20 protein-coding genes are annotated in these 19,745 nt (G+C 65.0%); 9 read left to right on the forward strand and 11 right to left on the reverse strand.

Going from position 1 to position 19,745, the window contains the following annotated elements; all coding sequences use genetic code 11:
• Positions 1-7: 7 nt before the first annotated feature.
• Positions 8-538: a cysteine dioxygenase family protein gene (locus tag P8R42_05455; protein ID MDG2304092.1), complete on the reverse strand. Its 531-nt coding sequence runs from the start codon at positions 536-538 to the stop codon at positions 8-10.
• A 13-nt stretch (positions 539-551) separates the two neighbouring features.
• A complete protein-coding gene (locus P8R42_05460; GenBank protein ID MDG2304093.1) occupies positions 552-2,135 on the reverse strand; it encodes a hypothetical protein in 1,584 nt (527 codons plus the stop codon).
• Between the two features lie 253 nt (positions 2,136-2,388).
• Between P8R42_05460 and P8R42_05465 the strand changes: the two genes are divergently transcribed.
• The 3 genes from P8R42_05465 to P8R42_05475 all read left to right on the forward strand — a co-directional run bounded on the left by P8R42_05465 (position 2,389) and on the right by P8R42_05475 (position 4,319).
• Positions 2,389-2,715, forward strand: a complete 327-nt coding sequence (locus P8R42_05465) for a hypothetical protein (protein ID MDG2304094.1) — start codon at positions 2,389-2,391, stop codon at positions 2,713-2,715.
• Between the two features lie 491 nt (positions 2,716-3,206).
• The gene (locus P8R42_05470) at positions 3,207-3,746 is read left to right on the forward strand and encodes a zinc dependent phospholipase C family protein (GenBank protein MDG2304095.1); all 540 of its coding nucleotides are present in this window, start codon (positions 3,207-3,209) and stop codon (positions 3,744-3,746) included.
• Positions 3,747-3,758: 12 nt separating this feature from the next.
• A complete protein-coding gene (locus tag P8R42_05475) occupies positions 3,759-4,319 on the forward strand; it encodes a hypothetical protein (protein MDG2304096.1) in 561 nt (186 codons plus the stop codon).
• On the opposite strand, the gene P8R42_05480 is transcribed toward P8R42_05475, so the two are convergent.
• Positions 4,316-4,441: a hypothetical protein gene (locus P8R42_05480; GenBank protein MDG2304097.1), complete on the reverse strand. Its 126-nt coding sequence runs from the start codon at positions 4,439-4,441 to the stop codon at positions 4,316-4,318. The genes P8R42_05475 and P8R42_05480 overlap by 4 nt on opposite strands.
• Before the next feature lie 116 nt (positions 4,442-4,557).
• On the opposite strand from P8R42_05480, the gene P8R42_05485 reads away from it, so the two are divergent.
• Positions 4,558-5,781, forward strand: a complete 1,224-nt coding sequence (locus P8R42_05485; GenBank protein ID MDG2304098.1) for an acetyl-CoA C-acetyltransferase — start codon at positions 4,558-4,560, stop codon at positions 5,779-5,781.
• Between the two features lie 316 nt (positions 5,782-6,097).
• Here P8R42_05485 and P8R42_05490 read toward each other — a convergent pair whose 3' ends face one another.
• Complete coding sequence (locus P8R42_05490) at positions 6,098-7,327, reverse strand: NADH:flavin oxidoreductase (GenBank protein ID MDG2304099.1); 1,230 nt, start codon at positions 7,325-7,327, stop codon at positions 6,098-6,100.
• 168 nt (positions 7,328-7,495) lie between these two features.
• On the opposite strand from P8R42_05490, the gene P8R42_05495 reads away from it, so the two are divergent.
• Positions 7,496-7,615 carry a YciI family protein gene (locus P8R42_05495; GenBank protein MDG2304100.1) on the forward strand — a complete coding sequence of 40 codons (120 nt, stop codon included), beginning with the start codon at positions 7,496-7,498 and terminating at the stop codon, positions 7,613-7,615.
• A gap of 152 nt (positions 7,616-7,767) precedes the next feature.
• Here the strand turns inward: P8R42_05495 and P8R42_05500 are convergent, their stop codons facing one another.
• The 7 genes from P8R42_05500 to P8R42_05530 form a co-directional block, all read right to left on the reverse strand.
• Positions 7,768-8,973 carry a cytochrome P450 gene (locus P8R42_05500; GenBank protein MDG2304101.1) on the reverse strand — a complete coding sequence of 402 codons (1,206 nt, stop codon included), beginning with the start codon at positions 8,971-8,973 and terminating at the stop codon, positions 7,768-7,770.
• Positions 8,970-9,815 carry a glutathione-dependent disulfide-bond oxidoreductase gene (gene yghU / locus P8R42_05505; GenBank protein MDG2304102.1) on the reverse strand — a complete coding sequence of 282 codons (846 nt, stop codon included), beginning with the start codon at positions 9,813-9,815 and terminating at the stop codon, positions 8,970-8,972. The genes P8R42_05500 and yghU overlap by 4 nt, the downstream gene beginning before the upstream one ends.
• Positions 9,816-9,867: 52 nt before the next feature.
• Entirely contained in the window at positions 9,868-10,512 is a 645-nt protein-coding gene (locus tag P8R42_05510) for a hypothetical protein (GenBank protein ID MDG2304103.1), read from the reverse strand.
• A 127-nt stretch (positions 10,513-10,639) separates the two neighbouring features.
• Positions 10,640-12,034: an amidase gene (locus P8R42_05515; GenBank protein ID MDG2304104.1), complete on the reverse strand. Its 1,395-nt coding sequence runs from the start codon at positions 12,032-12,034 to the stop codon at positions 10,640-10,642.
• 2 nt (positions 12,035-12,036) lie between these two features.
• Positions 12,037-12,933 (reverse strand): phytanoyl-CoA dioxygenase family protein, encoded by an 897-nt coding sequence (locus P8R42_05520; GenBank protein ID MDG2304105.1) that lies wholly within the window; start codon positions 12,931-12,933, stop codon positions 12,037-12,039.
• Complete coding sequence (locus P8R42_05525) at positions 12,930-13,088, reverse strand: hypothetical protein (GenBank protein ID MDG2304106.1); 159 nt, start codon at positions 13,086-13,088, stop codon at positions 12,930-12,932. Before P8R42_05525 ends, P8R42_05520 begins: the two co-directional genes overlap by 4 nt.
• Positions 13,085-14,617, reverse strand: a complete 1,533-nt coding sequence (locus P8R42_05530; GenBank protein ID MDG2304107.1) for a sodium:solute symporter family protein — start codon at positions 14,615-14,617, stop codon at positions 13,085-13,087. The genes P8R42_05525 and P8R42_05530 overlap by 4 nt, the downstream gene beginning before the upstream one ends.
• Before the next feature lie 361 nt (positions 14,618-14,978).
• Between P8R42_05530 and P8R42_05535 the strand changes: the two genes are divergently transcribed.
• The 4 genes from P8R42_05535 (at position 14,979) to P8R42_05550 (ending at position 18,982) form a co-directional block, all read left to right on the forward strand.
• Positions 14,979-15,419 carry a hypothetical protein gene (locus P8R42_05535; protein MDG2304108.1) on the forward strand — a complete coding sequence of 147 codons (441 nt, stop codon included), beginning with the start codon at positions 14,979-14,981 and terminating at the stop codon, positions 15,417-15,419.
• 55 nt (positions 15,420-15,474) lie between these two features.
• The gene (locus P8R42_05540) at positions 15,475-16,503 is read left to right on the forward strand and encodes a right-handed parallel beta-helix repeat-containing protein (GenBank protein ID MDG2304109.1); all 1,029 of its coding nucleotides are present in this window, start codon (positions 15,475-15,477) and stop codon (positions 16,501-16,503) included.
• A gap of 125 nt (positions 16,504-16,628) precedes the next feature.
• Positions 16,629-17,126, forward strand: coding sequence for a hypothetical protein (locus P8R42_05545; protein MDG2304110.1), 498 nt, complete (start codon positions 16,629-16,631; stop codon positions 17,124-17,126).
• A 644-nt stretch (positions 17,127-17,770) separates the two neighbouring features.
• Positions 17,771-18,982: an MFS transporter gene (locus P8R42_05550; protein ID MDG2304111.1), complete on the forward strand. Its 1,212-nt coding sequence runs from the start codon at positions 17,771-17,773 to the stop codon at positions 18,980-18,982.
• Positions 18,983-19,745: the final 763 nt, after the last annotated feature.

The following is a 19,745-nucleotide window of genomic DNA, read 5'->3' on the forward strand; positions in this document are numbered from 1 at the left end:
CCTTCGCTCAGCTGCCGGACGCCGAGCTGACCTTCTCCCAAGCGAACGGGATCTCTTTGTGCGTATCAGGGTCCCAGTTGCTCCGCGGCGTCGCGAACAGATCGCCACCGTACACGTGAAGCGCGAGCAAGGGAGTCTCGAGCGGATTCCCAATGGAGTGAATCGCCTCCGCGGCGTTCTGCAGGACGCCGGGAGCGACAACGGAGACCTCGCCCGCCACTTTCAGGCCGTCGCCATCACGTTCAAAAAACCGATTGTCTTCCTGGCCCTGACACACGCTCACGACCGACCAGATGTTGTGGTTGTGGGGAGCCGCGCTGAACCCAGGCGGAATCGACGCGGCAAGAACCGTCAGATCGTCGCTCCGGTGGATCGCCAGGTCCTCGAGGGTGAAGAGCCCCTCCCGAGCCACAATCGCACTCGCCACGGCGGGATTCTTCGCCGCCTCGAGCAAGATCACCGCGATCTCGCCCTGAGGATCCGCCCCGGTCACGGCGGCCCGACATCGATCCACGACACCCGCAAGCACGTCATCCATACGACGGCGTATACTAAGAAGGGCGGAGGATGAGGAGGGCTAGTTCTTGGTGGGGGTGGAGGGCGAGGACACGGTCGCCGAGGATTTCGGTCCAGCGGGCTGCCCGGACGGTGGGCAGGACGGCATAGCGGATCGATTGCGCGTCGACGAGGCGGCGGAGGTCTGTGGGATCGACGCTCTCGTCGATCAGGTCCTGGTAGTGCCGACCGTGTGCGACGGCGTTCGGGGTGAGAAACCAGTGTCCGACCCAGACGCGGTGCGGGGTGAAGGCGGGGAGGAGGTTGCCGAGCTGAACCGGGACCAACGCGTTGCCGGGCGGCAGATCCGAGAGAGTCGCAATGACATCCCCGTAAGCCGCGGGAAACGCATTCTCCCGCTTCACGTCGTCGATCGCGTCGCGAGTCACGAAAAACACCGACGGGAGCAGCGCAAAGACCAGAGCCGCCGTAGCGACGCGCCCAGCCGCAGTCGTCGTGCCCCACTCCGACAAAGCCTCGCGCAATCCGACGGCTGCCACGATCGCGATCGGCAGGTGAAGATGGAATACGAAGTGATAGCCGTTCAATACCGGTGAGCTGTGCAGTAGAAGCACCGCGAGCACCCACGCGAACAGTGCGAGACGGTACGGATGTTCGTCCGCTACCCACTTCTGCGCCCCACGCAAAGCGAAGACGACGACCGCGCCTAGCGTGATCGGCCACCAGAACACGCCGACGCCGTTCGGCCCCACGACGTTGGTCGACGCGGCGGCGTAGATCGGATCCTGGCGTTGCCAGCCCGAAATCACCGCAAGGAGTAAGAGAGGCGGAGCGAGGGCCGCGATTCCGAGAAGCCGGCCGGAGTCGACCCGGCGCTCGAAGATCCAACCGGCCACGACGTACGTTCCGGCGACCGCGAGAACCACGATCGCCGAGTACGGATGGATCCAGAAGCCGATGAAGAACGCGACGGAGACGAGAAACTGCTCACCGAGACCCGTCGGTCCGTGCGGTCGCAACAACGGCCGAAGAACGACGAGCGTCGACGTGAGGCCCGCGACCCAAACCGGATTGAAGAGCGCAGCAAACGTACTCCAGCCCAAAAGGTGCGACGTACTCCCCAGGACCTCGACCGCGGCTGCCGGCGGCATCGCCCCGGCGAAAGGACGAACGAAACCCTCGAGGCCACCCGAGAGCCCGATCATCGTCGCCGCCACAAAGCGCGTGCGCCGATCCAGAAGGATGGGTCGCAGGAACCACCACAACACTCCGAAGAAGAGGAACACGAGCGGCACGCGCACGAGTTCCAGCAAGAGAGTCGACGGCACCCCCGTCCATGCCGACAGACGTCCGAGAAGCCAGAAGAACGGCAGGATGAAACGCGCCGTGTGCGGCTCCGTCGTGAACGGATTGTGAAACAGTAGGGATGGATCCTCGGCCGCCTGACGCGCGAACGCGAGGTACGTCAGGAAGTCCTTCGGCAGATAGCCGACCTGCAACACGACCACGCCGGGATCGGGCTCGAGGGAGAGGGCGTGGAGGAACGGCAGCGCCCGCAGCACGACGAGGATCGTCGGGAGGAGCCAGTAGATCACCGGCGGTCGGTCACGCTCGCCCACTTATGGTCTTTCGATGAATCGGGGGCCGGCCTTTAGGACCGCTCGAACCCGCTCCACACCCCCACTCCTTCGCCGAGGATCACTCCAACCCGACAGCGACTCCCGCACCCGGCCGAGATCCGTAGAAGCTCCCGGGTTCTGAACGGTCGTTCGAATCAGGGCAGGCCCGCCCGCCTCTGAAACCCTTAGCCGCCTTTCCCTCACCGGCGAGGTTCCACGACGCACCGATCGACCCACCCCAAGAGGAGCCCCCATGCGATTCCCACTCCGCCCCGGCCTGCTCGCAGCCGTGATGATCGTAGCTCTTGGCTGCGGAGACGGCTCCACCGAACAGACGTCGTCCGAGCCCTCCTCTTCGGGGCCGACCGCGGATCGTTCGGAAGAGATCACCGGAGGCAACGGCCCCTTCATTGGTGCCGCCACTGCAGCGGGAGACGACGGGTACGAAGAACACGAGTACGTCGCATCGGGAGAGGCGACGGCGTACCGAGAGGCGGAGCCCCTCACCGCGGACGGCCGAACGAGCCGCTCGCCCTGGGCTCCGAACTCGTCTGCATCACCGCCCATATCCCCGGGATAGATCCACCCTCGGTCGCCAGCCTCGTCGCAGATGCCCGCGCTCCCATAGTCGACCGGGCTCCACGCGAGGTCGTTGAACATCTTGTAGATCGCAAGCCCCGTGCGCGCGAAAACCCGTTCACGAAACTCGTGTTCAATGCGTGCTCGAGCTGCGGCCCCGCGACGACACCGTCCGCTCGCACCGCACTTCGAAACTGGATACCCGAGTTCAGGTCGGGCGGAGTGATCTTGAACTCGGCCTTCAGCGTGAAATCCTTGAACTCGACGGGCGAGCAAAGGAAACCGCTCTTCGGTTCGTTCACGGTAGGCTGCCCAACGAGCTCTCCCTCTTCGAAGCGGAAGCTCATGGTCGGCTCGCCTTCCATCGTCCACTGCGACAACGTCTCCTCTGTGACGAGGGGCCGGAACCCGCTATCGCCGGCGGCGTCCGCCGCGTGCGTAACATTCCAGGACAGGACCACCAGGGCGGTCACGCCGCGCTATACGACCTGCATGACTCTTCGACGAGTTCTGATCGCCGCGCTCCTCGTTTCACTCGTCCTCGCGCCCTCTCCGGCCCGGTCCCACGGGGATTGGGGCCATGTGCAGGTCACGCGCTGGGCGATCGAAAGCCTCCCGCCCGGTCCGCTCAAGGAGTTCTTCGCCGAGCCCGCGGTGCGGGAGGCGGCACTCTTCGGCGCGGCCTTCCCCGACTCGGGCTACTGGGCCGACGGCCCGGCGGAGCGGGAGTACGGCGAGTACACTCACTGGGAGCCGTTCATCCAGGCATTCGTCGAGCACATTCGAACGAACCAACCGCCCCCGTTTGCGATGCTCGAGCAGCGCAAACTCGTCGCCTTCCTGATGGGCTGCGGCGCGCACGGTCTCCAGGATGAGATCTTTGATTCACTCTTCCTGTTTCAGGTCGACGAGCACGACGGCGGAAATCAAGAGGACGCGGACGGCGGGACGGATTTCTTCCTGGTCGAGGACGGGGTTCTTCCGTTCGACCTCGTCGAGTTCGTACCGATGGACGCGTTGCTGCCTCTGTAAGCGGACCTTCCCGTGGAGGTCACCGAGGAGAACATCCGCCGCGGGGTCACCGCGCTCACTTCCGCATACGTGAACGAGGCATCGGGCATCGTGATCGCCGGCGTCTTCGTCGACGAAGCGAATGAGAGCATTCCGTGGACGCGCGAGAACTACCTCGACCCGAGCATCCCGGGGAGCCTCACCTCCGAGATCGCACCGACGGCGGCGTACATGGAGGCGATCTGGCGTCGCATTCACGGCACCGGCTCGACCGATCCGCTCGTCATCCACCAGTACCCGGACAAGGGACGTCACCTCCGAAGTGCCGAGCTTCTCGTTGCCGATAGCTACGTCACGTTCATCTTCGACCAGGGCATCGACGTCGACACGGCGACCGGAAGCCTCTCGAACGCGTCGGGGCGCGGGGTCGACTTCAACTTCGACGGGACTCGGTGGGGACACCCGCAACCACGGCTCGTCCGGTCGAAGAGCGCGGCGAACTCGCCCCGGGTGCGCTCACGTCCGCCGGTGATGGCGGCGTTCTGCGGGCCGGAGATACTTGCGATCGAGGCAGAGAAGACCGCTTCCTTCTAGAGGCTGCGGCGGAGGTATTCGAAGATCGGCTTCCCGTGAACGTGATCGAACGGGAGATCTCCGCTCTGCACGCCGCGAAGCAGATCGCCCCAGGCCGACCAGTTGTAGTCGTCGACCATCATGGACGCGAAATCACGCAGCGAGGCCGGCCCGGCCTCCCTTGGAGGTGCCCGAGCCAGTATGTACATTCATCGCAACGGATTACCTGGCGCACGCCGCCCTTCCAAAAGGAAAACTCATGACCAACGCTCTGATCATCGACGCTTGCCGTACGCCCCGAGGAATCGGCAAACAGAACAAGGGCGCGCTGGCGCACCTCCACCCCCAGCATCTCGCCTCCACGGTGCTGAAGGCGATCGCCGAGCGGAACGGGATCAACACCGCCGACGTCGACGACGTAGTGTGGGGGACGAGCTCGCAGGTGTGTGAACAGAGTGGCGACCTCGGACGGATGGCCGCCCTCGACGCCGGATTCGACGTCACCGCGAGCGGCGCGACGCTCGACCGGTTCTGCGGCTCCGGGATCACGTCGGCCAACTACGCGGCGCACGCGGTGATCGCGGGCATGGAAGACCTCGTCATCTCGGGCGGCACCGAGATGATGTCGCTCCCGAAGAAGGGCATGCTCCCGATGGGGGCCGGCAACATGCACCTGCAAGAGATTCATCCCCAGTCGCACCAAGGTGTGTGCGCCGACGCAATCGCGACGCTCGAAGGCATCGGCCGCGACTCGCTCGATGCGCTGGCAGCTCTCTCTCAGGCCCGCGCCGATCAGGCGATCAAGGAAGGCCGCTTCGACAAGAGCCTGATCCCGGTTCTGAACATGGACGGCACCGTCGCGCTCGACCGTGAAGAGTTCCCGCGCCCACAGACGACCGCCGAGTCGCTTGCGCAGCTGTCGCCGAGCTTCCCCAAGATCGCCGACTACCGGCACACCGAAGATTCGCTCACCTTCCGCGAGCTAATCAACAAGAAGTACCCCGACCTCAACATCGAACACGTCCACCACGCCGGAAACTCGTCGGGCGTCGTCGATGGTGCGGCGGCTCTCCTCTTCGCCAGCGAGCAGTACGCAAAGGAGCACGGCCTGAAGGCACGCGCGCGCGTCGTCGCCACCGCGAACATGGGCGACGATCCCACGCTGATGCTAAACGCCCCCGTCCCCGCGGCCCGCAAGGTGCTGAAGCGAGCTGGCATGACCCTGAACGACATCGATCTCTTCGAGATCAACGAGGCATTCGCCGTCGTCTCCGAGAAGTTCCAGCGCGATCTCGACCTCGACCGCGACAGAGTAAACGTCAACGGCGGAGCGATGGCGCTCGGCCACCCCATTGGTGCCACCGGCGCGATCCTCATCGGCACGGTGCTCGATGAGTTGGAGCGTCGCGACAAGCAGGTCGGACTCATCACGATGTGCGCCGGCGGGGGCATGGCCCCGGCCATCATCATCGAGCGGACCTGAGTCGAGAATGGGGCGGCGGCGGGTATTGCCCTGCCGCCCGCCTCACTCAGGACTTGACGTCGCCCGGCATCTCTGGCGTCGGCGTGGGATACCGCGAGGCGATCCCCCCATCGACCGGCACCATGACGCCGGAGACGTAGCTCGCTTCGTGCGACGCGATGGGCCGAAGGAGATCGTCGACGGCGAGAGCCGGGTCAGAGACGAGATCGCAGCGGAAGCTGGGGGGATCTTCATCTCCTCCAAGAGCGCGGATCAGTAGCCGGGACGTAGGCCAAGAGGACTGCCGCGGCCTCGACCCCGACGTTGACCAATCAGGTCAAGGAGAGACACCGCTTCCCTGCTCAGCCTCGTCGTTCAAGGGGCAGCGAATGCCATCCGGGTGGTCGATGAGAGCGACGCACCGATTGCAGTGGGTGCAGCCGTTCACGTAGCCCGGATCCGCCTCTGCGTGACGAACGAACGCGGGATCGAACAAGAGCGGGCGACCGATCTGAACGAAGTCGAACCCGTCCTGGATGGCGCGATCGACGCTCTCCCGGGTTGAGCATCCGCCGATGTAGACGACGGCGCAATCCACTGCGTCACGTACGCGGCGCGCGCGGTCCATGAGGTACAGTTCCTCGTAGACGTACTTCTTGAACATCCTCGGGCCGATGAGCCTGAGCCCTATGCGAGTGATGGGGTTCCGTTCCATCTCGATCATCCCGTGAACGATGCTGGGTCCGCGGAACATCAGCATCGGATTAAAGCTACTCGTCCCCGCGCTCGCCACGAGCGCATCGATCCCCGCTCGGTCGAGCATCTGGGCGACGCGAACGCCCTCCTCCCAATCGACGCCACCCGCGACACCATCGGACATGCTGATTTTCCCGAGGATCGGGAAACCGTCCCCGACTGTTTCGCGAACGGCCTCGAGCACGCGCAGCGGAAGCCGCATCCGGTTCTCGAGACTACCCCCGTAAGCGTCATTGCGCCGGTTGGTCTTCGGGCTGATGAACTGGGACAGACCATACCCATGGCCGAAGTGGATCTCCGCGGCATCGAAGCCCACGCGCTTCATCCGATCCGCGGACGCCCGGTACGTCTCGACGAGGTAGTCGATGTCGGCCTCGGTCATCGCGCCCGCAAACGGCATCCCGACCGTCGCACCGATCATGCTGAACTGGCGAGAAGGACCGAGCGGTCGGGCGAGGCGCTGTAGCTTCCGGTTCCGCGAGAAGTTTCCGCAGTGGGTCATCTGGCCCGAAACCAGAGCACCGGCCTCGTGAACGGCGCCCGTGAGCCGCCGAAGCTCGGGCTCGATCGCCTCGTGGAGATACATCATCCCGTCGCTGATTCGACCGTCGGCCTCGGTCGTGCAGTACGCGATCGTCGTCATCGCAACACCGCCCAGAGCAATGTTGCGGTGGAACTCGGTCAGCTTGTCGCTCGGCTTTCCACCCGGCGACATACCCTCGAAGGTCGCCGCCTTGATTACACGGTTCTTCAGCGTGATCGGGCCGAGACGAGCCGGGGAGAACGCAGCGCTGGCAGAAGGCAGGACCATTCGGGCTGCGCGGGCACATATGCAGCATCGCTACGAAATTCAATCCATGCGTTCTCCCAGTGGCGCACTTGGTTCGAATCGATCGCCGACAAGAGCGAAGAGAATGGCGGCTTTCACGGCGACGCGCGGGAGATTTCGCGAGACGGGACCAAGGACCTCCCCATGGGGATGAACTCGATCACGGGCTACTCCATCCTCGAGGCCGAGAGCCTCGACGAGGCCAAAGAAATCGCCAAGGGCAACCCCTTCCTCGCGAGCATCCGGATCTACGAGATCAGTACGATGTAGGCGGGCCGCGCCGGGCCGGTCACGTCCGAGCACCGCCAGTCGGGCGATCTCTCGCGAGCAAACGTCTGTGGTCAACGACGGGGCCGTCGTCGTAAGAGCTCAGGCGCAGCTGTCAGGAGCCCTGAGCCGCAGCCGCCTACGGGGCAGGCGCGCTACGCGCGCAATACGACCGGCATGTGCTCGATGCCGTTCACGAAGCTGCTGTCGACGAGTTCGATGTCGCCCGCAAGCTCCCAATGCGAGCGCCGCGCGAGCAGTTCCTCGAACAGGATCCTCGCCTCCAGCCGCGCCAGGCTCGCGCCCAGACAGAAATGCTGCCCGAAGCCAAGAGACACGTGGGGTTCGAGTGGACGCCCGAGGTCCAGATCATCCGCCGTTTCACCCCAAACCATTTCATCTCGATTGGCAGCTGCGTAGAGCATCATCACCGGGTCGCCGGCCTTGATAGTCCGACCGTGCAGCTCGATGTCACGCACCGCTCCCCGGAAGAAATACCGGATTGGCGTCGTCAGCCGCAGCATCTCCTCGACCGCGTCCGGCAGTGCGACCTCTCCCGACCGCAGCCGCGCGAGCTGATCGCCGTTCTCCAGCAGGAGTCGGGTACCCTGGGCGACCAGGCTGCGCGTGGTCTCGTTTCCGGCGACGAGAAGCGTCATGCAGAAGATGAGGATCTCGGACTCCTCGAGGGAACGCCCCTCGAGCTCTGCCTGCAGGAGCGCCGTAATGAGATCGTCTCCCGGCTGTGAACGGCGCTGCTCGAGCATCTTCGAGAAGTAGAGGAACACCTCGCCAACCGCCTGGCTGCCGACCGTGCGATCCGCGTCGGCGCCCGCCTGCACCACGACGGCGTCGGACCAACGTCGGAAGTCATCGAGATCTTCATTGGGCACGCCGAGCATCTCGGCGATCACCCGCATCGGTAGCGAAACGGCGATGTGCTCCACGAAGTCGATCGGTGTCCCGCACGGCGCGTTCTCGATGCTCTCGATGGCGATCTCTCGCATTCGGGCTTCCATGTCGGATACCCGGCGGGGCGTGAACGCCCGGCTCACCAGCGAACGGTGCCGATTGTGGCTCGGCGGATCCATCTGGATGATCGACGGCGCGGGATCCGCACCAACACCCGGCTCCACCCGGCCAGGGCCTTGCGGCATCGTGATCCCCGCCGACGAGCTCCAGAGCTCGGGCTGCTTCGACATGCGCTGAACGTCTTCGAGGCGAGACACGACCCAGAAGGCACGTGGCTCGAACCACCACACCGGCGCCTCCTGACGAAGCCAACGAAAGGCCGCATTCGCCCCGGCCCGATCCGCGTAGAACCGGCCTTCGTCGAGCGCGATCGAAGCGGGCGCGCTCACGAGATGTCCAGGTCGCTCGCGCTGTGGCGCTCGATCACGCGCTCCTCTTCCGGGCCCCAGGCCTTATTAACGCGCTGGCCACGCTGCACCGCGGGACGCGCCTGAATCTCTTCCGCCCACCGCACGACGTTTTTGTACGACTTCGCTTCGAGGAAGACCTCGGCGTCGTAGATGTTGTTCAACACGACGCTTCCGTACCAGGGGTAGGCCGACATGTCGGCGATCGTGTACTCGTCACCGCCGAGGAATCGGCGGTCTGCGAGGTTCCGATCGAGAACATCGAGCTGGCGCTTCACTTCCATCGCATAGCGATTGATCGGGTACTCGTACTTCTCCGGCGCATAGGCATAGAAGTGACCAAAGCCCCCTCCGAGAAACGGACCACTGCCCATCTGCCAGAAAAGCCAGGACATGCATTCAGCGCGTGCCGACGGATCCTTCGGCAGGAACGCGTCGAACTTCTCAGCCAGATAGAGCAAGATGGCTGCGGACTCGAAGACACGGGTCGCTGGCGTGGTGCTGTGGTCCATTAGGGCTGGGATCTTGGAGTTCGGATTGGCCGCGACGAACCCGCTCCCGAACTGGGCGCCCTCGCCGATGTTGATGAAGTACGCGTCGTACTCGGCATCCTTGCCGATCGCCAGAAGCTCTTCGAGCAATACGGTGACCTTCACGCCGTTGGGCGTCGCGAGCGAATAGAGCTGCAGCGGGTGCTCACCTACCGGCAGTTCCTTCTCATGCGTCGACCCCGCGATCGGGCGGTTGATGTTGGCAAAGCGACCACCGCTTTCCGCATCCCATTTCCAGACTTTCGGCGGCGTGTACGAGGGGGAGTCAGCCATGAGAGACCTTTCATTGTCGGAGTCGAGTCGTCACTCGAGTTGAAGGGGAACGTCAGGAATCTGCAGTGCGCCGCGCGGCTTCCCGCCAGCTGAGGGCGCAGCCGATCAATGCGAAGAGTAGAGCCATAACAAAACGCGGATCCCCGAGCTGGATCCAAGGGTCGAGGGGAAAAGCGATCGTCTTGCTCATTGCCGCGACCTTGAACTCGTGGGCCCCTTGGAACGCCGGGGTAGTCGCGATCTCGAGCATGTCCCGTCGACTCCGATAGCGCATCCCCGCGCCGGTGGTCCACTCCTCCATCCCGTCGGCGTTCATGAGGTCCATCGCCGGGGCCGCTGCCGCACCGAAGAGAACCGGATGGCAGGCGCGGGCAAACAACGCCGGGTACATGTGCGCCATATACTTCCCCAGCACATCGTCGCTGGCCTCACCGGGCTCCACCCCCTCGACCTGCAGCGGCGCCTCGTACATGTCGATGAAGTTGACCATCACGAAGTCGTCACCGGTATCCTCTTCCATGAACTTGCGCAGCATCGCGACTCGCTCCGGTGACGGTGGCGGCTCACGGTTCTCCGCGCGCGAGATGTAGTGCGCGATTTCCGCTTCGGTGAGGGGCCCCCCGAACGAGGTGTACCAGCTGAAGAACGCAACCCAGAGCACAATCAACAACAGCCAGATCCACCGCGTGCGCGTCATCCCTCGTATCTCCGTTCGCGTCTCGGGCTACCCAAAGCGAGGGGGACGTTGGTTAGTCTCCCGATTTTTGTTTAGTCGCACTGCCGTTCTACTCTGGCCCGACGAAGGCTAAACAAAAACGGCAAGACTAACCAACGTCCCCTCCCTCAAGTTCGAAGGCCAGTTCTAGGAGGGTGCGCTCGGCGGCGTGATTGGCGGAGAGTTGGATGGAGATGGGGAGGCCTTCGGGGGTTTTCGAGACCGGGAGGGCGATCGCGGGGGCGCCGGTCACGTTGGCTAGTGGGGTGAACGACGCGTAGTTGCGCAGGCGGTTCATCAACTCTTCGAACGGGAGGGTGGGACTCAGGTGGCCGAGCTTCGGTGTCGTGTGCGCAACGACGGGAGTGACCAGAGCGTCGAACGTGTCGAAGGTACGTGAGTACTCGTGGCGACTTTTCTTCAAACGATAAAGGGCCGTGGGAAGGCGGTAGAAGCCGCGCATGAACAGGTCGCTGAGACCGACGGTCAAACCCTCCAGCCGCGCCGCATCGAAGCTAGGATCGATGATTCGCTTCCCCGCAAACTTCAGGACGAAGGCCAGCGCCGCCCAGTACAAGAGGAAATCATCCGAGAACTGCGCGGCGACCGGGCTCGGCGTGGTCTCCACATGGTGGCCCAGTGCGGCCAGACGCTGCGCCGTCTCCTCGACCGCGGCACGTGTCGCCGCGTCGGACGGTGCACCCGCGACCGAGTCGACAATCACCCCGATCCGCAACCGCCGCTTCGCCGGACCCTCGACCAGCCCAATCGGGGGCAGCGCGGGATTCCGGTAGTACTTCTCCGCCTCCGCGTGGAACGTCGCCGTGTCGCGAACACTCCGCGTGACGACCCCCTCGCTGATCAAGTCGATCGGCATCGCCTGTGCCGACTCGGGTACGACGTGCCTACCCCGGGTCGGTTTCAGACCGATCAGACCGCAACACGCGGCAGGGATGCGGATCGACCCGCCGCCGTCATTCGCGTGCGCGATCGGCACGACGCCCGCCGCCACGAGAGCCGCCGCACCTCCCGAGGACGCGCCGGTCGAGTACTCCGTGTTCCACGGATTGCGCGTCGGCTCCGCGTACGCGGGTTCCGTCGTCGCGTTCAACCCGAACTCCGGCATCGCACTCTTGCCCAGACACACGAAGCCCACCGACATGTACTGTTTGGTGTAGACGCCGGAATGCTTGGCCGGGCGCGAACGAACTGCTGCGGAGCCGTGATCGGTCTTCAGCCCGGCGAGCGCCGTATTGTCTTTGATGAATGTCGGCACCCCACCGAAGGCTCCCTCGAGAGGATCGCTCGAGCGAAGCCGCGCCTGCTCGAAACCCTCGTGCGCGATGGCGTTCAACGACGCCACCTGCTGGGCTCGCGCGACTGCGGCCTCTACGACCTCCGCGACCCCGATTTCCTTGCGCCGCAACAGGTCGGCGAGAGCCACCGCGTCATGTCTGGCGAGGACATCGGAACGAAACGCGTGCTGCATCGGCTCAGTACCCATCCCTAAATCCCCCACGCACGCCGCATCGCATCCGTCGCGACGTGCGGACCTTGTCTGCCCTTCGACTCGACCGCTCCCGCGCCGACCCAACGCTCGTCGATCGGATCAGCCGCCGGCTGAAACCGCGTATCGCAACTCAGACGATACTCATCCGTAGTGTTCGCGAACGACGCGTGAAGCATCTGCATCCCGAACACGAGGACATCCCCCGCCGCGAACGTCGTCGTATGCCAACTCCCGCCGAACCGCTCCACGAGTTCCAGGGGATCCAGAGTGAGCCAGCCGCCGTAGCCGTCGCGGTCCGAATCGGAGCGACCGTAGGTCTCTCGAACCGGTGCGTACGCAGCCAACCGATCCGAGCCGGCGCAGAGCGCGATCGACCCGAGAGCCGGCGTCACGTCACCGAACGGCACCCAACAACTGAGCAACCGCGCAGAGCCCCGACCCATGTAAACCGAGTCCGCGTGCACGCCGGTGAAATCCCCGGGAGGCGTCGCCCGCAACCACTTGTAGTCGAAGGTCAGCGCAGGCTCGGCAAAGAGATCCCCGAACAACCTCGTCACTCGCTCCCCTTCGAGAACCCCAGCGACCGAGGGGTGGTGCGTGACTGCGCGCTGTCCCTTCATGTTCGGAGGCGTTCCCCCCGGACGACAACGTGCAGACGACGGTCCCGCGTCTGGCGCGAGCGCACCCGCGGCGGCGAGGTGCGAAAGAATGGCCTCGCGCGCAGCCCAGATCTCCACTGCAGGATGAAAGCCTCGCAGGAGAAGGTACCCGTCCCCTGCGAGCCGCGCCCGAAGGCCCGCGCGATCGCCGAGCAACGACGCCGAGTCTTTCATCTCATCCACCAATCCGGCGCCCGGAAACTCGACGTCGCGCGCCCCGAAGCGCAGCTTCACCGCTTCCCCTCCCCGGACTCGTCGGACACCGATTGATAGAGACGCCAGACGTCTCGCGCCCCGAGCGGGATGAGGACGACCGCCACGACGAAGAACGTTCCCAGCCCCAGACCGTAGATCCAGCCCCAAGCCGTGATCAGACTCTCGGTACTCACGGCTCGCCCCGATCCGGGAACAGAAGAGAGAACACCACGAATAGAACGGCGCAGAAGATGAAGCTCGAGAGCCCGATCACTTCACCAGGAACATCGAGACCCGTCGACGCCGCGAGCTGATCGCGAAACAGCCCGACCACCGCGACGAGCCCCCCGAGCAAAGCCGCGAGCGCACCGGCACGGGAAGCGCGCGACCAGTAGAGGCCGCCGATCAACACGACCGACGCCCCGCTCATATAGATGGTTCCCGTCACCGCCATGTAGGTCCAGACGCTGTCGGGTAACTCGTACCAGACACCCCACACCAGCAGGAAGACACCAATCGCCAGCACACCGATCCGTGTGATCCGAATCTGCGCCTGCTCGCTGAGCCCACCCTTCGTGAGCGGTCCGATCACGTCGTGCGTCAGAACCGAGGACCAGCAGAGAAGGTAGCTATCGTGGGTCGACATGAAGGCCGCGAGCATTCCAGCGGCGACGAGTCCGAGCACTCCCGTGGGGAGAAGGCGACTCAGCAAAAACGGCATCGCCTGCGCCGCATTGCTCGCATCGCCGCCGAGGCCCGCGGGAAAGAAGTGCTGCTCCAACTCCGGCGTCTGCGCAGCGAGAGCGAAAAGGGCTGCCGCAAAGAGCGCCGGCACGCCGAGTCGGACGAACTGGCCGGGCGCCGCGAGAAGGAACGTCGCGCGCGCCACACTCTCGTTCTTCGCCGTGAGCGCACGCGAGGCTTCGGGAGCCCAGCAAATCGCCGCCGCCAGAAACACGACGGCGTTGAACCCAACCCAAATCCAGCCGTACCCACCTTCAGCAACCGGGTTGAACATCCGCGCGCCGCGGTGCTCGGCCATCGCCCCGACGATTCCCTCCCATCCGAGCTGCGGATGCGAGAGACAAGCGGCCACCCCGATGAAGAGACCGATGCTCAACACCACGAACTGCAGATAGTCGGTCACGAGAACCGACAACATGCCGCCGAGCATCGTGTACGCGATCACGAGAACGATCAGCAGCGACATGACCAGGTTGACGGTCGTCTCGCTGCCGGGCGCGGTGAGGGACGCCCCCGTGAGGAACGTGACGAACGTCGCGCCCATTTTCGGAAAGAGCCCCATGTTCAAAATGCCGGCGAGAGCGCCGATACCGCCACCGATGACTCGCGTGCGGCGATCGAAACGATGCTCGAAATACTCCGAGATAGTAAGCAACTCGAGTCGCCGGAGCGGGCCGACCACGAAACCGGTCAGCCCGAGAAAAACGCTGATCGCGAAACTGATCAACGCCAACGTGACGTACGCGAACCCGTTCGAGAACGCGTCAATCGAGGCGTACATGAGCGTGACCAGACCGAGGCCGGTTCCGACATAGCTAGCCGAGTTGAGAGACGCGCCCGCCGCACGACCGCCGACCAGGTACGTCGCAACGCCACCGCGGATCCGCCGGTTCGCCACGACGCCGACGAGCACCGTCGCGCCGAGATAGAGCACGATGATGGCTGCATCGAGCGCAGCGAAGTTGCTGGGCAGGTCCATCCGTCACAGCGAATAACCCACCGGGCAGGCGTTGTCGCCTGAATCCCGATCGGGCCGGGGATCCGGGCCCAGGCTGCGAACCGGATGGCCCCCGTAGCTCGGCCGGCCCGACTCCGAGACGTGGGCTGATCTGCACGATCGGGGCGCGGCAAGAGTGACGGTTAGAGAAGCCGCCGAGATTGAGGAACGTCCCTAGCCCCAAACCGGCTGCGGTCCCGCTCTCAGACAGATCGCTGCCTCAGACCTGCAGAATGGTGGTGGTGGGGGGGGGCAGAGGCGCGCGCTGGTCCCATGGATCACCTAAGAATTCGCGAACGCCGCAGGCCCCTCCGCACAGCCACCGGATGCGAAGCAGTCGGGCGTGTACTCGGTGTTCGCCGAATTCACCGACGGGATCTCACACCACAGGAACCACGGCAACGGCCCCAGCACATCTCTGGTGCGGGACAACTTTAAGCCGACTGACGATTTCGTCCCGCAACGCCCGGTCGTTCCGTGGCGACGTGAGGTCGTGCTCGCCGGGCTCCAGGGCGTCTACCGCTCGGACGGCACGCGCGACGGCACCGAGATCATTCCCGGAACCGAGGGTCGGACGATTCATTCTCCGGTTCTCATCATGGGTGAGCTCGTGTTCTTCTGGGAGGCGACCGAGTCTGGAATGGATCTCTGGAAGACGAACGGTGCCGCCCCTGGAACGCAGCGGGTCGAGAGCTTACCCGGCGTCGACGGCATCAGCCGGACGGAACCTTCATCGGAACACATCCGGTCGTGCGCGCTTGGCGCGCCGAGAAGTTCGTGGTGACAGACCGGGCGATCTACCTCGCCGGGGGCCTGCGACACCTGTACGATGGTGGGCCATGAACCGAGACCCGCGAGCCCTCCAGCGGCGAAGGATGTCGCGGAGGCGTCCCCGCTGGGGCCGTCGGGTACTGATCCTCGTCGTGCTGATCGCGGCCGGCGGCTTCTTCGCCCACGACTCGATCCGACGCGCCTTCGAGAAAAACTCGACCTGCGGCTGGACGGTCCGGGGAGATCTCGTCCTCGACCGAGACGTGGTCGATTGCGACCACCACGGGGTCCGACTCGCCCCCTTCGCGAAGCTCGACTGCGCAGGACATGAGATTCGCGCACGCGAAGGTGGCGCCTCCGGGTACGGAGTGCGTCTCGACAACGTGGAGCAAACCCAGGTGCGCAACTGCCGCATCTCCGGGTTCTCGCGCGGCGTGCGCATCCGCGGAGGTCGCCAAAACGGAGTCGTCGGCAACGAGGTGTCGGGCAACGGTTACGGCATCGAAGTGTCCGGAGCGACCGACGGCGGGCGGAGCGGAGCACATCGGATCTCGGGCAACCGCGTGATCGACAGCGCGCGCGACGGAATCCACATCGGCGCCGGTACCGCAAACACCTTGATCCAGGAGAACACGGTGATTGGTAGCGGCGAGGAAGGGATCGTCATCGAGTCCTGCCGAAAGTGCGAGGTCACCGGCAACACGATCGAACGCAGCGGGTCGGCCGCCATCGATTTGAAGGACTCGATCAGCGGCCGCTTCCTGCGCAATTCGGTCCGCGGTTCGCTCGTCAAGGTTCGCGGCGGCTCCGTGCGGAACCTCTTCGAGGACAACGACCTCGTCGACTCCGGCTACGTCTTCGCCGCGGCCGCGGCGGCGGCCGAGGGCGAAGCATCGGGGATCCCGTCGCTGAACCGAGTCGTGGGCGGATCCGTCCGTGAGTCGAAGGTCTGCTTTCGCTTCCGCGGCGCACACGACAACAGCGTCGCCGACGTGCAGGTCGATAGCTGCGAACTCCGGAAAGACGGCCCGGGCGGCGGCAGCGAGGCCTCGAGGAATCATCTGTCCGGCGTGGACGTCGGCCAGGCGGGCAGATGATCACGAGGCCGTTCGCGCACCCACGCTGACGCTTTCCGCGTGCCGGGGACGGTTCGACTCCAGCCTCTTCCGAGGAGGGTCTCCTCGTCGGCTCCGAGGAAACCCCGACGTCGGGGCAGTGGGAAATGATCCCCACTTGCGAATCGGGGCACAATCGCTGCGCGTACGTCGCTGTCTGGAACAACACCCCTTACAACCGCTCGCCAATCGACGTCTCGGTCGACGAATCGTCCGCGATCTGGCAGCCGTTTCCGAACAAGGGCTTCCAATCGCGCCACACGTTCTGGGCGACCGATTTCACATGTTGCAACCCAACCCACAAAGGGGAGCTTCCCCCCAGCTTTTTGGGGCACTACGTCCTCCTGAGCTCCAGCTCCGGGGCCTTCGATGACGGGGCCGGGTTCAGCGTTCGGATGGCCGCGGTAAACAGCACCTGGATCGACGTCATCGGAAAGGCTCCGCAAGACAGCGACGGCGCGACCAGCGCCGTACTGACGGAGCCTCCCGGGCCCGGACCCGTCTTCTCCATCACAGCACCCAACTCGCACGGCGCATCGTCGAACGATTCCGCGGTCGTGAACGTTAGAATCGACTACACGGACTGCGCAACGCCGCCAGAATGAGGGCACCGCGGAGCGCCGGAGACTCCCTCAGGGAAGCGTAAACTCACCCGCCGGGCTCACTCCCGAACTCGAGAGCGGGATGAACGGCGGGTTGAGCAGGTGGAAGAACGCGGCCCCAGACATCGCATCTCCCTGCACCGCGAACTCGAGTGCCCCCTCGGGGGAAACCCCAACTCGTCGAAGTCCCAGAAGTTCTCGCCCTCACCCGACGCAATCGACGTCGAGGAGAGATTTCCGACGGTGAGATCGCTGAAGCCGGCCCCAGTGACATCAACATCCGCTCCCGCGACGAGGCTGGAGTCGATCCAAAGGTGTCCCGGAACACCTTCCGAAGGGTTGCCGACGAGTGGGACGCCCATGTCCGTGAACGAGCACCCGAGCACCGCGTGCAATACGGTCCCGGACACAGAGAAGTGGGGACGATGTATCATTCTGATTCGCCGGTCGTACATGCGACGACCCTTTCAGATCGTGAAGCGCGGAACCTCGAGCATCGCGCCAAGCACCAGGACGATCGCGCCGAACTTCGACCCACCCGAACCCAGCGCGCGCCCAGAAATCTCTTACTTGAGGCAAACGACGCTTCATCATGACCGCCGCTCTCGCTGTCCTGGGCGGCTTCCGGCCGCTACAGAAAACCGAACGTGGAGGACGCGACCACCAAAGCCCGAGACCGGGCCACCGCTCGAGGCTACGGTGCACTGCTGTGCGGGCTCGCTTCGTGGTTTTCCTTTTGGGGGATGCAGCAGGTCTCGTTCCAGTGGCTGGTCGTAGACTTCCTCGACTCTTCGCCCACCGACGTCGGAACGGCGCAGATGGCCCTCACGATGCCCACGCTCGCGTTCGTCCTGTTCGCCGGCGCGATCGCCGATCGAATCGACCCACGCCGACTGCTGCTGGCCATACATCTGGGAGGCGCGTTGGTCGCCGCGGGCCTCTGCCTGCTCGTCGCTAGCGATGCCGTGTCCTACGCCGCTCTGATCCCGTACGCGCTCGCGGTCGGAACGCTACAGGCGTTCGCGATCCCGTCCCGCGACACGCAGCTGTCCGACGTCGTGCAGGGAGGGATGAGCACTGCGATCGCCGGGGTGTCGGTCACGCGTCATGCGGCGCAGCTCAGCGGCTCACTGCTCGCCACGTCGATCACGTTCTTCGGCCCCGCACCGGCACTGGCTCTGCAGGCCGGACTCGTTCTCGTCGGCGCGCTCCCGGTCGCGCTCACGCCTGCCCGCGCGCACCGCGAGGACCACCCGCGCCTCGGACTGGTCGAACTTCGCGCCGGGCTCGATGAGGTCTCACACTCCCCGATCCTTCGCCCCGTGATGATGATGGCGGTCATGACCGGGATTCTCGTCGTCGGGCCGTTCATGGTCCTCCTGCCGTTGCTCGTGCGCGACCAATACGCGGGCGGCGCGACCGAGATGGGGATCCTGACCGGGATGTTCCCGCTCGGCGCCCTGGTCGGCGGCTTGTTCATCCTGCAGCGAGGCGGCATCCGCAGGAACGGACGTGCGCTCGGCTTCGGCTATCTCGCGGCGGCCGGCGCCGTCAGCCTGCTCGCCGCCGACCTTCCGTTCGCGGGGACGGTCTTCGTCGTGTTCCTCTGGGGTCTCACCGGCTCGGTATTCGTGAACACGATGCGCACTCTCTTCCAGCAACACGCCTCCGAAACCAACCGAGCGCGCGTCCTCTCCGTCTACACCCTCGGCGTACTCGGCGGCGGGCCGCTGGGAAGCCTCCTTTCCGGCTTCCTCGCCAGCGCCGTCGGCCTCCACGCCGCCCTCCTCCTGATCGGCTGCGCCACCGCCGCCACCACGCTCACCGTCCTCATCACCACGCGCCTCCGCGCGCTGTGATCCGCCGAGGACAAGACGTTCTCTAGTCCCAACCTGGACCGAAGCGGCGCACTCGTTGCGGAACCGACCCCGCCTTTTCTTGATCCAGGCTCCGAGCCGAAAAGCGCAAAGAACGTGCGGCGGACCTCCTCCGGCCGTGGGTGGAAACATGCGGAAAGAGATCGAACCCATGCATCCGCACGACTTTCCTCGGTCGAGCGCACGCTCTCACCTCGTTGCCCGAATCGGCATCACCCTGCTCACCGCGAGTTGCGGCGGGACGAGCGGGACCTCGAACGAAAGCACGACCGTCACCGACGAACCGACGGTCGAGGAACCGACAGACCCGAGCGATCCAACCGAACCGGGCATCATCGATTTTCCCCTCATCCCCGAGGCGACTTACGGCGAGACCGACGGCGTTCGGCTACGACGCGGACAACGACGAGGAGCTGATCACCGCGCTCTAACGGCTCGACACCGACCTCCGGGAGCAGTGCCCCCTGGAGTTCGCTTTCCAGCCGCAGACCCAGACGGTGGGGTTCTACACGGGGCCCGCGGGGTACGGATCGGCGGTCTGGCCACGCCACCGGCACGACAACGCGGGCTCGCGACTCTGGGGCCGTAAGCCCCGCTCGGGGGGAGAAGAGCGGTCCGCCGCCTCGTCCGCTAAGGTGTCCACGGTCCAGTTTTGATATGATGGAGGCCCACCCGCCGCGGCGCACCACGCCGCCGGACGCACCCGGGCCGCTCTTCCGTCACGACCCGGCTCGAGGCGACCCCG

It is taken from the genome of Candidatus Binatia bacterium (assembly GCA_029243485.1).
Classification (GTDB): domain Bacteria; phylum Desulfobacterota; class Binatia; order UBA12015; family UBA12015; genus VGTG01.

What these genes read in the sequence shown, in the direction of transcription:
- P8R42_05530 (MDG2304107.1), bottom strand. Translation starts at nt 14,617, where the DNA reads ATGGACCTGCCCAGCAACTTCGCTGCGCTCGATGCAGCCATCATCGTG.
- P8R42_05485 (MDG2304098.1), top strand. Translation starts at nt 4,558, where the DNA reads ATGACCAACGCTCTGATCATCGACGCTTGCCGTACGCCCCGAGGAATC.
- P8R42_05515 (MDG2304104.1), bottom strand. Translation starts at nt 12,034, where the DNA reads ATGGGTACTGAGCCGATGCAGCACGCGTTTCGTTCCGATGTCCTCGCC.
- P8R42_05510 (MDG2304103.1), bottom strand. Translation starts at nt 10,512, where the DNA reads ATGACGCGCACGCGGTGGATCTGGCTGTTGTTGATTGTGCTCTGGGTT.
- P8R42_05490 (MDG2304099.1), bottom strand. Translation starts at nt 7,327, where the DNA reads ATGGTCCTGCCTTCTGCCAGCGCTGCGTTCTCCCCGGCTCGTCTCGGC.
- P8R42_05465 (MDG2304094.1), top strand. Translation starts at nt 2,389, where the DNA reads ATGCGATTCCCACTCCGCCCCGGCCTGCTCGCAGCCGTGATGATCGTA.
- P8R42_05545 (MDG2304110.1), top strand. Translation starts at nt 16,629, where the DNA reads ATGATCCCCACTTGCGAATCGGGGCACAATCGCTGCGCGTACGTCGCT.
- P8R42_05540 (MDG2304109.1), top strand. Translation starts at nt 15,475, where the DNA reads ATGAACCGAGACCCGCGAGCCCTCCAGCGGCGAAGGATGTCGCGGAGG.
- P8R42_05480 (MDG2304097.1), bottom strand. Translation starts at nt 4,441, where the DNA reads ATGATGGTCGACGACTACAACTGGTCGGCCTGGGGCGATCTGCTTCGC.
- yghU (MDG2304102.1), bottom strand. Translation starts at nt 9,815, where the DNA reads ATGGCTGACTCCCCCTCGTACACGCCGCCGAAAGTCTGGAAATGGGAT.
- P8R42_05495 (MDG2304100.1), top strand. Translation starts at nt 7,496, where the DNA reads ATGAACTCGATCACGGGCTACTCCATCCTCGAGGCCGAGAGCCTCGAC.
- P8R42_05470 (MDG2304095.1), top strand. Translation starts at nt 3,207, where the DNA reads ATGACTCTTCGACGAGTTCTGATCGCCGCGCTCCTCGTTTCACTCGTC.
- P8R42_05455 (MDG2304092.1), bottom strand. Translation starts at nt 538, where the DNA reads ATGGATGACGTGCTTGCGGGTGTCGTGGATCGATGTCGGGCCGCCGTG.